The organism is Paenibacillus sp. P46E (assembly GCF_001909095.1).
GTDB lineage: Bacteria > Bacillota > Bacilli > Paenibacillales > Paenibacillaceae > Paenibacillus_AQ > Paenibacillus_AQ helianthi.
In genome coordinates this window covers 108,828-121,288 of sequence record NZ_LVYZ01000044.1, presented here as the reverse complement: position 1 = coordinate 121,288, position 12,461 = coordinate 108,828, and the positions used below count along the sequence as shown (strand labels likewise).

12 protein-coding genes are annotated in these 12,461 nt (G+C 51.6%); 2 read left to right on the top strand and 10 right to left on the bottom strand.

Annotated features, from left to right (window positions below; all coding sequences use genetic code 11):
• Positions 1-118: 118 nt before the first annotated feature.
• On the bottom strand, positions 119-1,051 hold the full coding sequence (locus tag A3849_RS16360) for a glycosyltransferase family 2 protein (RefSeq protein WP_074112373.1): 933 nt from the start codon (positions 1,049-1,051) through the stop codon (positions 119-121).
• Positions 1,052-1,335: 284 nt separating this feature from the next.
• On the opposite strand from A3849_RS16360, the gene A3849_RS16355 reads away from it, so the two are divergent.
• Positions 1,336-2,622 (top strand): glycosyltransferase family 4 protein, encoded by a 1,287-nt coding sequence (locus A3849_RS16355; protein WP_074112372.1) that lies wholly within the window; start codon positions 1,336-1,338, stop codon positions 2,620-2,622.
• A 240-nt stretch (positions 2,623-2,862) separates the two neighbouring features.
• Positions 2,863-3,585: a DsbA family oxidoreductase gene (locus tag A3849_RS16350; protein WP_074085874.1), complete on the top strand. Its 723-nt coding sequence runs from the start codon at positions 2,863-2,865 to the stop codon at positions 3,583-3,585.
• 158 nt (positions 3,586-3,743) lie between these two features.
• Here the strand turns inward: A3849_RS16350 and A3849_RS16345 are convergent, their stop codons facing one another.
• The 9 genes from A3849_RS16345 to A3849_RS16305 form a co-directional block, all read right to left on the bottom strand.
• Positions 3,744-5,324 carry an oleate hydratase gene (locus A3849_RS16345; protein ID WP_074112371.1) on the bottom strand — a complete coding sequence of 527 codons (1,581 nt, stop codon included), beginning with the start codon at positions 5,322-5,324 and terminating at the stop codon, positions 3,744-3,746.
• Between the two features lie 150 nt (positions 5,325-5,474).
• Positions 5,475-6,056, bottom strand: coding sequence for a dihydroxyacetone kinase transcriptional activator DhaS (gene dhaS / locus A3849_RS16340; protein WP_074112370.1), 582 nt, complete (start codon positions 6,054-6,056; stop codon positions 5,475-5,477).
• A 59-nt stretch (positions 6,057-6,115) separates the two neighbouring features.
• Positions 6,116-6,511, bottom strand: a complete 396-nt coding sequence (locus tag A3849_RS16335) for a hypothetical protein (protein ID WP_074112369.1) — start codon at positions 6,509-6,511, stop codon at positions 6,116-6,118.
• Between the two features lie 28 nt (positions 6,512-6,539).
• The gene (locus A3849_RS16330) at positions 6,540-7,055 is read right to left on the bottom strand and encodes a hypothetical protein (protein ID WP_074112368.1); all 516 of its coding nucleotides are present in this window, start codon (positions 7,053-7,055) and stop codon (positions 6,540-6,542) included.
• A 153-nt stretch (positions 7,056-7,208) separates the two neighbouring features.
• Positions 7,209-8,234: an RluA family pseudouridine synthase gene (locus tag A3849_RS16325; protein ID WP_074112367.1), complete on the bottom strand. Its 1,026-nt coding sequence runs from the start codon at positions 8,232-8,234 to the stop codon at positions 7,209-7,211.
• Between the two features lie 105 nt (positions 8,235-8,339).
• The gene (locus A3849_RS16320; RefSeq protein ID WP_074112366.1) at positions 8,340-8,525 is read right to left on the bottom strand and encodes a CLC_0170 family protein; all 186 of its coding nucleotides are present in this window, start codon (positions 8,523-8,525) and stop codon (positions 8,340-8,342) included.
• Between the two features lie 17 nt (positions 8,526-8,542).
• Positions 8,543-9,763 carry a Ger(x)C family spore germination protein gene (locus A3849_RS16315; protein ID WP_074112365.1) on the bottom strand — a complete coding sequence of 407 codons (1,221 nt, stop codon included), beginning with the start codon at positions 9,761-9,763 and terminating at the stop codon, positions 8,543-8,545.
• Positions 9,760-10,857 carry a GerAB/ArcD/ProY family transporter gene (locus A3849_RS16310; protein WP_074112364.1) on the bottom strand — a complete coding sequence of 366 codons (1,098 nt, stop codon included), beginning with the start codon at positions 10,855-10,857 and terminating at the stop codon, positions 9,760-9,762. The genes A3849_RS16315 and A3849_RS16310 overlap by 4 nt, the downstream gene beginning before the upstream one ends.
• Positions 10,805-12,460 (bottom strand): spore germination protein, encoded by a 1,656-nt coding sequence (locus A3849_RS16305; RefSeq protein WP_074112363.1) that lies wholly within the window; start codon positions 12,458-12,460, stop codon positions 10,805-10,807. Before A3849_RS16305 ends, A3849_RS16310 begins: the two co-directional genes overlap by 53 nt.
• Position 12,461: the final 1 nt, after the last annotated feature.

Sequence of the window (12,461 nt, the reverse complement as noted above, 5' to 3'; positions counted from 1 at the left end):
GCAACGGGGAGCACAGAACCAGAACCACAGCAGGCATGCAAGCATACAGCAAAAACTCCCGCCCCTGAAGGGGAACGGGAGTTTTTGCTGTATTATCTAGAAATTAAGATTTATTATGTTAGTCCAGCATATATTCGCGGTACTTATCCTTACGGGGATTCAGTACAAAGAGGATGCCGCTGATATAGCCTGAAACTGCGTTGAAGTTGCGCTTCAGCGTAAACTTACCGGTCAGATAGGTCAGTGTCCACAGCAGGGCGGCGTAATTTTTCACCGGAGCTTTGCGCAGGTTCAGCAGATAATAATGATTGACCGCTGTCGCCCGTGCCACACGTCCCGCCTTGTCACGGGAGCTTGGAGACTCGTGGTGGGTGATTTTCATATCCGGGTTAATTACAAGCTTGCCGTATTTGCTGGCCAGATGACACATATAAATATCGTCAGCCACTGCATAGCTGGTCATCCAAGGATAAGGCTTCATGTCTTTAAGAGCCGAAGCGCGGAATGACATATTGCAGCCATGGAAAAAATCCGTTTCAAAGGTGTCATGGGTTTCCCCCCAGAGCAGCAGGGAGCCGGCAAGGGTGCTGGCAGACAATCTGCCTGGCGACGCCGACATTTGGAAGGTCAGCATGCCGAGCAGTTTGCCGGATCTGCTGCTGGACATGCCTTTGGCTATGCCGCCGACGCCGACGATCGACTTGTCCGCCGCATAGGTATCCAGCATCCGGCGGATGTACAGTGGATCATCCAGTTCGGCATCATCGTCGAAGCTGAGCAGAATGTCTCCGTTAATGAGTCCGAGTGCCTCATAACGGGACAGCCAAACGCCGGGTTTGGTTTTGCGGTAATAACGCAGCTCTGCCTGAGGCATCCGGTTCAGTACCTTGCGGAAATACTCCAGGACAGACTCTTCAATATCACCATCGTCTACAATCAGCAGCTCTATCGAGACATCTTCGAGTTCGGTCTGCCTGCCGATGGACTCAATACACAGCGTAAGATCTTTGATCCGGTTGCGCGTGGGAATTACTATAGACACATCATGCATGCCGCTGACCCCTTCCGGGACGCCTTAAGCGTCCGCTTTACGAGAATATAATGCACCGAGAGTTCTTGTTGCTCTAAGTTTACCCCCCTTCAGGTAGGCCGTATATACCACTTTCGTTTACTTTTTTTTATAGCGTTTACGATTATAATTATTAGGAAATAAGTTGCATTTGATTTTAAGTAATATGAACTATGCTTACAAAACTTAAGCCTATGCTTCCGAAGTCAGTTTTGCGAAGCTGGTTCAGAAGGCTTATGCTATCAAAACTTTAAGGAGGAGACGTTATGCATGTCGGGATCTTTATGCATACTAATTACTTTGAAGATTTCTTCGTGAAGGGCCTGGGTCTCAGTGAAGAGGAATATGTAAGTTCGTATCATAACGATTTTTCATTCGATTATGCGCGTCTCTTGCAAACCAAAGGCATCCGTACCACTATTTATAACTTCACCCGTGTCGGTGATGAGGTCAGAACTTACCAGCATGGCATGGTGGATTGCACGGTTAAATTTATCCCTGTAGGGAGACTATATAAAACGTATTGTCTGATCCCGCACTCGCACCGGACGCCCATCGGTAAATTTATCTCCCAATATATCTCCACCATTCAAAAGGACCTGGCCGGGATTCTGCGGGGGGATGGGATTAATCTGATCTATGCCCAGGAATATGCTTCCGGACGTTTTGAACGGCTGGCTTCAACGGCCAAGCAGCTGAACATCCCAATCATAGCCGCATATCACGGAGGCAGCATTCATAAATGGATATTGCCAATCAAAAAACATACGCTGCACAAGGCCTCCTTTCTGACCACACTTAATGAGGATGAACAGAAAAGTATGGTAAGCCATTTCCCGCATATCGCGAACCGGATACGGCTGCTGCCGAACTTTGTGAATTCGGCGGTCTTTTACAAGCGGGACAAGGAACAGGCACTGACGGCACTTGGGCTGGACCCGGACAGCAGATATATTATCACTGTAGGGCGTTTGTTCGAGCATCAAAAAGGACATTCTCTGCTGGTTCAGGCCATGGAGCAGTTGCGTTCCATTCCGGGCCTGAAGGTACTGATCGCCGGCGGCGGGCCGGATGAGCAGAGCCTGAAGGCGCTGATTGCTGAAAAAGGTCTTGAGGACCGTATGATTCTTCTCGGTACGATCCGCAACAAGGAGGTCCTGGCCAGCTACTACAGTATTTCCGAGCTTTTCGTACTGCCTTCACGGTATGAAGGGCTGCCGCTGGTCATTCTGGAAGCTGGTGCCTGCGGGCTGCCAACGGTTGCCTTTAATGTAATGGGAGTACGCGGGCTGGTGCAGCACGGGGTGAACGGCCTGCTTGCTGAAGGGCTGAGCCCATCCGCACTCGCTGCCTCACTCGATACGCTGCTAGCCAATCCGGAGCTGCGTGCAGAAATGGGGGAAGCCGCTTTGCAGATCGTCCGCTCTGACTATTCTGAGGAGATCATCGGTGCCAGGCTGTATAATTTGCTGCAGGAGAGTCTGGGGATTGACCCTTTGCCGGCTCAATTTGGCGGGGACGGCTTTGCAACGAAGCTGAGCACCCCCGTCTGAACAGCCCGAGTACAACGTGGTAACGTGTGTAGAACCTAACATATACCGATCTCTACAGCGCTCTGCGCTCCGCAAAGAATGCCGGCAGGCTTTTTGCGGAGTGAGGCGCTTTTTTGCGGATTCGGTGCATATTTGGAGAAGGTAAGGCCGAAGTGGTGAAATATACTTGTAATTTTCGGTTTTTAACTATACAATTGTAAGTGACAAATATTTAGTTACTTAACTTTAGGAGGAATCCCTATGAGAATAGATGTATGGTCCGATAATGCCTGCCCGTTCTGTTATATCGGCAAAAGACGGCTGGAGAACGCATTGAGCCAGTTCGAAGGCCAAGACAAGGTAGAAGTGGTTTTCCGCAGCTTCCAGCTCGATCCGAATGCTCCGGTTCAGGCAACCATGGATATTTATGATATGCTGGCTGCCAAATATGGCATGACCCGTGAGAAAGCGATAGCGACGAACGTTCAACTCGCAGAACAAGCCAAAGGGGTTGGTCTGGATTTCAACTTTGATATCGTGCAGAATACAAACACTTTTGACAGCCACCGGTTAGGCCACTATGCTGCCGCCAAGGGCAAAGGTCCTGAGATGTCCGAGCGGCTGCTGGCGGCTTATTTTACCAATGGGCATAATTTGGCAGACCGTCAGGAGCTGGCTTCCCTGGCTGCCGAGGTTGGACTGGATGCTGCAGATGTAGCGGCTATGCTGGAGACAGACGCTTATGCCGATGCGGTAAACACAGATATCGCGGAAGGACAACGGCTGAATATCACAGGCGTGCCTTTCTTTGTCTTCAATAATAAATATGCCGTTTCGGGCGCTCAGCCGGGGCCGGTTTTCTCCGAAGTACTGGATACGGTCTGGGCGGAAGAGAAAAACACCCCTGAGCTTCAGGTAGTCGGTAAGCCCCAGTCCAAAGCGGCAGATGCCGAGGGCTGTGACGACGGCTCCTGCAGTATCTGATTTTTCATGTCCGATCGAATCCAGGACCTCCGGTCTTGGGCCGGATGAATGAATAGTGCTTACATGAAGCTGCACAAAAGCCCCCTCCCGTTAACAATGGCTAACGGTAAGGGGGCTTTTGAATGGAGGGAAAGCAGCGGCAACAGGTACACCAGCAGTTATCTGAACGAAGTCACAAAGCTCGTAAATAATGTCCGCACATCATAGTGATGCTGCTTAATCGGTTCCACAGGGCGGTTCACGCCCATCAGCGTATAGACGGCAATTCTGGCTGCCCGGACGGAATACTCCTCGGTGAACACTACGTCGTCCGGGATCTCGCAGTATTGGCCGACAAAGGCGAGGTTGGTTGACCCCGCTGGAACGACCTGCGGCCGGTCGCTGTTCAGCCGCGGCATGAACTGGGAGGTAATGTATGGCATCATGCATGGGATACAGTTGGCGGTAGCCATGATCTCTTCCTTATGCGCTTCGAAATGAAGGTGGCCGATCAGCTCCTGCATAATTTCTTCACCAGTACAGTCGCACATTCTCTTTTTTACGAAATCACCGACCTTGTCCGGATACAGCCCGTAGCCCCAGAATACCTTGACATGCTCCGGCTGATTGCGGAAATGCGGCTGGAACGCCAGCACCACAGACATGAACCAGCTGGAATCCTTGAAGGTTACAAGGGCGCCTGTACCGGCCCGGTTGCGAGTGAACTTTTCCATCAGATCAAAGAATGCCGAGTCCTGGAATGTTACGGTGAACGATTCCCATTTTGAGCCTTCCACATGATCGTCGAAAGGGGAGGGATTGCCGAGACCCGGTTTCTTGGCGGCGATATTCTCCCATAGCTTCCAGGAGCTTCCCTTGCCGTTCAGTCGCGGAGCGGTTGTCATCGAACCGAGGCTGGAGCCTTCGGTCATCGAGCCGTTCGTAATGATTACGCGATCCTCTTCGCTAATCTCGATGACATCCGGCACGCCTTGGCGCAGCACATGCATTTTCGTAACTGTAATCCCTTCGCTGTCTTTGAAATCCAGATCGGTGACTGTGCATTTCAGGGTGAAATCTACGCCGAAAGGCTCCAGATACTTGTGCAGCGGCAGAATAATGGAATCATATTGGTTATAAGGAGTGCGGGTGACTCCTTCAAGCGTTTGAATACGCGGGAATTCATGCATGAAGCGGATCATATATCTTTTGAATTCAACCGCACTATGCCAGGGCTGGAAGGCGAACGTCGTTGCCCACATGTACCAGAAATTGGTCTGGAAAAAATGAGGGCCGAACCAGTCGTTGATCCGTGCCTTGCCCATTTTGTCTTCGGGAGTGATAATCAGCTTGCCCATAGCCAGACGGTCCGCCATGTCGAAGCCCATCGATAGTACATCCTCGACTTCACCTTCCCGGTTAATCAGGCGGGCATTGGAGTGTGTAGGGTTGGCATCATCGAATGCTGTAATTTCCTCCCGCAGCGATTGCCCCGGATGGTCGATCGAAGGAATGGTGCTCAGGAGCTCCCAGAGATTCTCGTAGGTTTCATCGTTCAGCATCCGGCCGCCCCGGATGACATAGCCTTGTTCGCCGCTGCCCGAGCCGTCATTGCTGCCGCCGAGGATTTTCATCTCTTCAATAATGTGAATGTTCTGTCCGGGGAAGTCGCAGTCTCTGACGAGGTAGGCCGCACCTGCAAGGGATGCAATACCGCCGCCGACAAAATAAACCTGGCCGTTACCGTACTCTTTTTTCACTGTGAGTCGCCTCCATAGGGTTGCTGTTTGCTGTTGCTGTCCCTAATGTAAACCAAGGCTGACGCGGTGAGTATGGTCAAAAGTCTGCGAGTGTATGAATTTTGGTCACTTGAGGCAAAGTGTAAGGTTTTCCGACGGAAATCGCCTCTCTTAGAGGTTGGTAAGACCGTCTACTCTTGCATATTGATGCAGCGCTTTGGCAAAATTGCCCTCAATAAGTACACTGAGCTTATCGATGATCACCTTCGGCTCTTCCTTCATGCCGCCGCGCATCCACTGGATCACAAGTCCCGTAAAAGCCAGCGTATAAAAATTGGCAATAAACCGCTTGTCCTCACCGCTAACCTCCAAATCACCCGCGAGCTCTTGGATAACCCCCATAATCAGGTCATTCGTCACTTCATACAGATACGCATCGAGATGCGTTCGGCCCAGAGAGTCCAGCGTATTGCAGCAAAAGGCTTTATTGGCCCCAATATAGCAAAAGATCCGGTAAAATCCGTCCGTCCACGTGCTGTAGCTGCGGTACTGGGCGATGCTCTCCACAGCTTCTGTCTGATAAATCCAGCCCAGCAGCTCAAAAATATCCTGGAAATGATAATAGAACGTCTGACGGTTCAGCCCGCAATCGTCTACCAGATGCTTAACGGAGATTTTGTTCAGCGGGATATGCTCCATCAGGGCTTTCAGCGAATGGGCGAGGGCTTTTTTGGTTAGAAGGGAATTGGACATGGGCTACCCCCTTATCATGTGGTCCTGATGGTTGACAAAGCTTCGTTATTCATAAGGAATTATGCGCTTCGGCTGCGTCTGGCCAACCAATAGATTCCCTCCGTGAGCAGGCCGGCCGCAAAGCCTCCAAGGGTGAACATGGCAAACGTGAGAAAGCCCGCCAGATCCTCCCATCCGGACATTTCCCGGTAGGTGTAGACAATCATGAGTCCCAGCCCAATCAGAATCCCTGCCGTGGTAATCAGCCACACCAGCCTTGCGCCGAGCCAGCCGAAGCCGTTCACGATAATGGACACGCCGAGCGCAAGCGCGGCATATCGGCCGAGCAGAAGAGCACTGAATTCCTTGTCCAGCAGGACAAAACGGTGCAGAATCAGCAGCAGCCACAGAAGAAGGGCATAGACGGGGAACCAGATGTACCAGCGGCTGCTTTTGGCGGTTGGCAGGAAACTCATGAATTCTCCACCTCGTTTATAGGAATATTTAGATGTCCTCCAGCTCCTCAGCACTTTGCAAAAGAAACTTTAGAAGATTGGGGATATCCTCCATTTGATCTTCGGTAATTTGTCTCTTGAACTGCAATTCGATGCAGTTGTTGTACGTATCGGCATCCTGTCCGTAAAGGTAACTCAGGGATTGAACAGGCTGGAAATCAGGTCCCCAGATCGCGGAGAGGACATCATCAATCGCCGGACACTGGACGTTAACATCCTCAATTTCCATATAGAAGCGCAAAAGAAGGCTGCAGCCGGGATTACTGCCCGGAGTTTCCAGAATTTCATCGCTGAGCTCCTTCACAGATGAGAGCAGCACCACCTCGGAGGTCACATTTCTGCCATCGGTCAGCTTGAAGGATAGGCTGAATTCCCGCGACATCAGCGCGAGGTTCAGTAGATCGGTCCGGTCTGTTATCACTAGAATGCCATCCAGATTATCATAGTCGTAGAGCTGGTTTTCAAAAGCAATTTTAATATTGTCAAAGACAGTAGGATGGAACATGAATGGCACCTTCTTATGTTTCTCTATATTGTATCATGACGCCGATTGCTGCGAAAATGTTGCGGGGCCGGGAGGCACGTTCTATGCCGGATGAAAAGGGTGCTTATCCCACTGATCAGCCGGATAAGCACCCCTATAAGGATGAATGGAACTTTAGTTCGTTGGTGCAGGTGCTGAGTATTTCAGGAACGTCTTAGGGATGGCACTCTCAAAGGTGAGCAATTCTCCGGTGGTCGGATGTACAAAGGAGAGCACGCGGGCATGCAGTCCAAGCCGGCCCACCGCTTTGGTCTCTGCACCGTATTTTTTGTCTCCGGCAATCGGATGTCCGATATCGGACATGTGCACACGGATCTGATTTTTGCGTCCGGTCTCCAGGTGTACCTCCAGCAAAGAGAAGTGGCGGTTGGCCTGAATAAGCTTATAGTGGGTCACGGCGTGTAGGCCATCCCCTTCATGGGGGCTGGAATACATTTTGAGCGTCGAGGTTTCCTTCAGCCAGGAGCTGATGGTGCCCTCCGGTTTTTTGACAACACCTTCGACGAGAGCTACATAGGAGCGTTCTTTCACCGTGTCTTTCCACGTATTTTGCAGCATTTGCTGAAGCGGTTCACTCTTGGCAAACATCATGACCCCGGAAGTGTCGCGGTCCAGCCTGTGTACCACAAAGACGCGGTTCTGGGGGTTGCTTAGGCGTACATGTTCCATCAGTTGGCGGTAGGCGGTCAGTTCATTGTCTTCGCCGGTGGCGATGGACAGCAGACCCGCATCCTTTTGAATGACAATCAGATCGTCATCCTCGTGCACAATCGTCAGTCCGATCATTTCCTTCACCTGGGCCGGCTTTTCCTGATCAATGGTAATGGTCTGTCCAGGGTGCAGCTGAAAATTATGTTTGGTCACTGCCTTGCCGTTCACAGAAACCTGCCCCCGGGAGAGCATGGATTTGATGGAGTTTCTTCCACGGCCTGTGACGGTCTTCAGCAGAAAAGCCAGCAGCTCGGCAGGTTCGGCCACTGTATACGATTTAACTGGAGCGGGTGCTTTGGCTGTGGCCTCCGGCTTGCCGCCCGTTTTGCTATTAGAGCTTCTTGTGCCGGACTTAGGCTGAACTTTGGCGTTCATTCCCGGCCTCGCACCGCGTTTGGAACTATCTTTGGGATTTCGTCTTGTATTCATGGAAGCATTCTCCGTCCTCTAATAATGTACTCCTCAATATACCATGAGCAGTTAAGAAATACTACGGAGCGCCGGGAATGGGTTCATCAGGCTGCTGTAGGGCGGCTATATCATCATAATCCGCCAGGCGATGACGATTAAGGCAATACCGGCAAAGCACCATCCCAGTGCGGAGGCGTATTTTTTTTCTTTTACCCACCCGCTGGATTTGTAGATATTCCGGTCTACAGTGAGCAGCATCAGTGCGGAGAACATCGCAATGGCGGCGGAACTGGCAAATAGACTGACCATGAGTATCTCCCCGTTTCCTAAGTCTTTTTAAGTCCGACTCTCCGCAGGTGCAGTTCTAGGTTAATGTCCACAGTGATGCTGCCGTAGAGCACTTCCCAGTCACTTTTGTTATGAATGTGCTGTCTCCAATACTCAGGGTGGTGGGCGCGGATAACCTCTCCCATTCCAAAAATATCGGCATGATCCTTCTGGGTCTGCCGTATCAGCCTTCCGATCACACCCCTCGCATTCCTTTCGAATTCACGCTCAATCTCATGCAGTCTTGCAGTGGAATCGGCAGGCTTCTTGCCGTTATAGTGCTCATCCAGATCCCCTTCAAAGTTAATATCAAAGGATAGCACCGGCTTGCCGTCCCGGATGAAGCTGCGGGCCTTGGTGTAGCGCTTATTTATTTTGGTCATGACCATACCGAGCTCCTTCGTCTTGAAAAGGGTAGAGTAGCCACCCGGGTCCATTCCTTTAACGGCCATGAAAGCGCCGATTTCAAGCGGCTGTGTAGTGTTGATCATTTTGCCCTGGCTGAAATACGCCAGACCGTTAATCAGAATATTCTCTTTGTTGCGGAGTGCCACATAAGGAAGATAGGCGCTTTGTCCCCATTTGGAATCTGCCGACCAGTAGGTGCCGATATAATCCGGGGGGAATTTGCCCGAGGTTACCGCTTTCTCCATCATGGAGAGCACATAGAGCGTTGGCACGCGCTGCAGCGGAGGCTTGACATCCATGAACTGCGAGGCACGTCCTTCGGATACCAGCAGCCAGGTCCTGCGCCGGACTTCGGGATTGCGCCGGAGATAATCATCCAGATCGTCCATTCTTCCCTGGGCGATGTCTTGGCTGATGACGATCACACGCAAATGCACGAGATACCGGGGGTCTGCGATCTGCTGCTGCAGATTGTTCATGGCATCATCAAGCGAATGTCCAAGCACCGTAACCACCCACACCGGGCTTATCTTTCCGTCCTGGCTTCCGCCGCTGCCCGGGCCCAGCGGGACCCGCCCTGGAACAGCAATCTGTGCTGTGATACTGATCATTTCATTCGGCATTTCAGTATCCTTAAGATGGGTGACCTGTTCTTCCTCGGTTGCCTTTTCGGGCGGGGCAGTATCAATGGATAAGCCCAGCACCAATGCCCGGTCCTCAATTTCAACCTGATCCCAGCAGCCGGTAAGGAAGAGAGCGATAACGGCAGCCGGCAATAATACCGAGCCTATTTTTCGCAACAAAGTTTTCATGACAGGCCCCTCTTTCCGGAGCGGCGGAGCCCATAGACCGCCCATAGCAGCATGGAGTAGCCAAGCAAGACGAACATGGAGACATTCCCCAGCGCCAGTGACCAGGTATAGGTCTCAAAGACATTCTCCGGTAGCATGGCGATCACAAAAAGGAAAGGAAGCACGGCGCTTGAGGTCATCCGCTGATCTCTCAGACCAAGCAGATTCTGCAGAAGATAGGATGCCAGGTAATAGGTAGTGTAAATGGTGGTATAGACAGAAATTACCCATATGACAATAAATAGGGCATCCAGCCTTTCCAAAAACCCTTCGCCTACCGCCGCTGATCTGGCGGTTTCCAGCGTGGGGTAAACCAGCAGTTTGGTTTCCTCTGCGCCGAACAAGCCAATACATGCTAGAGCAATCAGCAAATAGACAGCCCCCGATACAAAAATACCAATGGCCCCTGCGCGTACCGCCTGCTTTGGCGCCTTCATGAAAGGGATCAGCAGCGTGATCACAAAGGAGCTTTGGAACAGGTAGCTGGCTTCACGTGCGCCTTTCCAAAATGAGGCTGTAGGAGCCGTCAGAACAGGCTGCAGGTTCAGCACATCAACATTCCTCAAGGAAATCATAATGGTCACCAGAACAGAGCCGATGATCAGCGGCAGATAGAAGAAATGAATGTAGGAAAACTTGATGATATTCCTTCTGGCTGACAGCTGACAGATCAGCAACATCAGAAAAACGGTTGCTTCGATCGGTGTTTTATTGAATAAAACACTGGTAGCGACATCTCCAAACTGGCGGGCAGTAAGGCCGGTAAGCGTCATGAATATGAGCCATATGATCATAGTGAAGAACATGGCCAGCGGGCGGCCAATTAATCGGCGGCTGAATACAAACAATGATTCTGTGGGGAAACGGCGGCATAAGGAGGCAAGCAGCCAAAAGCTGAAGAAGGAAATCAGGATGCCGGTGAGCGCCACAAAAGGCCCGGCACTATTTCCGGCAACGGCCATGTAGCGGGGAAAGCTGAGTAACCCTACACCAATGATTGTGCTACTGATTACGGCTGCCGCGCGCAGGGTCGTGATCGGACGGGAATGGTTCACCGGTCTCTCCTCCTTGCTGAAGTATCTGGTCTATATAAGTTCCAGGTACAGAGTCCGGAAGTTTGGTGCTGTCCTGGGTATACAAAAAACTGGGCCGCCGGCGCATCCACCACAAAGGCGCCCTCACCAGCGTATCCTTCCAATCCCGCCATTTGCCGGGGATGTACGGTGACATAAACGGGACACCGAAGGATTCGAGGAATAACAGATGGTTAATAATCAGGATCGTACCGATCATTACACCATAGAGTCCGAACATTCCCGCGAGAAAGATCAGGGGAAACCTCAGCATTCGCAGAGCAATTGCGGCATTATAAGCCGGGGTGGCAAAAGAGCCGATAGTGGTCAGCGCGACAATAACCACAGTGATCGGACTTGCCAGTCCCGCCGATACCGCAGCCTGGCCGATCACGAGTACGCCCACAATGGAGAGGGCCCCGCCAATCATCTGCGGGAGGCGGATCGTGGCCTCCCGCAGCACCTCCATGGATACCTCCATGATCAGCACCTCCAGCACAGCCGGGAAGGGAACACCGGCCCGTCCCCCGGATATGGCTACAGCGAAATCTGTAGGCATCAGCTCCGGATTGAAGGAGATTACGGACACGTACAGAGCCGGGAAAAACAGGGAGAAAGCAAGTGCGATCAGACGGATCATCCGGATGAGACTGCCCATAATAAAACGTTCCGTATAGTCATCAACCGTTTGGAAGAATTGGTTGAACAAAGCCGGAACAATGAGTGCAAAAGGGGAGCCGTCCACCAGGATAGCCACCCGGCCTTCGAGCAAAGAAGCTACGGTTTTGTCCGGCCGCTCCGTACTCTGAACCTGCGGGAAGGGTGACAACGGCTGGTCCTCAATAAATTGTTCGATGTAGCCCGCATCGATAATTCCGTCGGTATGGATAATTGAAATTCTGCGCATCACCTCGGCTACGAGCTTCGGGTCAGCCAAGCTGTCCAAATAGCACAAGGCCACCCTGGATTGGGTTCGGGTTCCGAGCGGACTGATTTCAATCCGGAAGTCCGTACTCTGCAGGCGGTAGCGCAGGAGTGAGAGGTTGTTCTCAAGTTTCTCCACATATCCTTCCCGAGGGCCCCGGATCACTTGTTCCGTCTGTGGCTGTTCTACACTTCGGATGTTGATCTGCCGCATATCCAGCACTAGAGCTTCACTTGAACCTTCTATGAGCAGAATCAGATGGCCCTTGACGATTGCGGGAGGCAGTGCGGACAGGTCTTGTTCTGTGGTTCCTTGTGTGACTTGTACCGCTACATTCCAGATATAATGGGACATATCAGCAAGCTTATCCGGCATTCCGGGATGACCGGCAGAACGGTCCATGAGCGGTCTGAGAATGTATTCCTGAATCTGCTCCTGATTGACCAGAGAGGAGAAGAAAATTAGCACCGCCTCATATCTGCCGAACAGCAGAAAATCACGCACGACAAGATCTCCGCTTAGGCCGAGCCGGTCGAGCAGATCTTCCGTATTTTCTTTCAGGCTGAGGCTTATCTTGTTATTGCCGGGAACGGGAGGTACAGGGGAGGGCTGCTTTTGCTTGTGCATATAGGATTCGTATTTCTCTTTCCAAGCTTGCATT

Coding starts and splice junctions, on each gene's coding strand:
- A3849_RS16360 (WP_074112373.1), bottom strand. CDS start 1,051: ATGCATGATGTGTCTATAGTAATTCCCACGCGCAACCGGATCAAAGAT.
- A3849_RS16355 (WP_074112372.1), top strand. CDS start 1,336: ATGCATGTCGGGATCTTTATGCATACTAATTACTTTGAAGATTTCTTC.
- A3849_RS16350 (WP_074085874.1), top strand. CDS start 2,863: ATGAGAATAGATGTATGGTCCGATAATGCCTGCCCGTTCTGTTATATC.
- dhaS (WP_074112370.1), bottom strand. CDS start 6,056: ATGTCCAATTCCCTTCTAACCAAAAAAGCCCTCGCCCATTCGCTGAAA.
- A3849_RS16335 (WP_074112369.1), bottom strand. CDS start 6,511: ATGAGTTTCCTGCCAACCGCCAAAAGCAGCCGCTGGTACATCTGGTTC.
- A3849_RS16330 (WP_074112368.1), bottom strand. CDS start 7,055: ATGTTCCATCCTACTGTCTTTGACAATATTAAAATTGCTTTTGAAAAC.
- A3849_RS16325 (WP_074112367.1), bottom strand. CDS start 8,234: ATGAATACAAGACGAAATCCCAAAGATAGTTCCAAACGCGGTGCGAGG.
- A3849_RS16320 (WP_074112366.1), bottom strand. CDS start 8,525: ATGGTCAGTCTATTTGCCAGTTCCGCCGCCATTGCGATGTTCTCCGCA.
- A3849_RS16315 (WP_074112365.1), bottom strand. CDS start 9,763: ATGAAAACTTTGTTGCGAAAAATAGGCTCGGTATTATTGCCGGCTGCC.
- A3849_RS16305 (WP_074112363.1), bottom strand. CDS start 12,460: ATGCAAGCTTGGAAAGAGAAATACGAATCCTATATGCACAAGCAAAAG.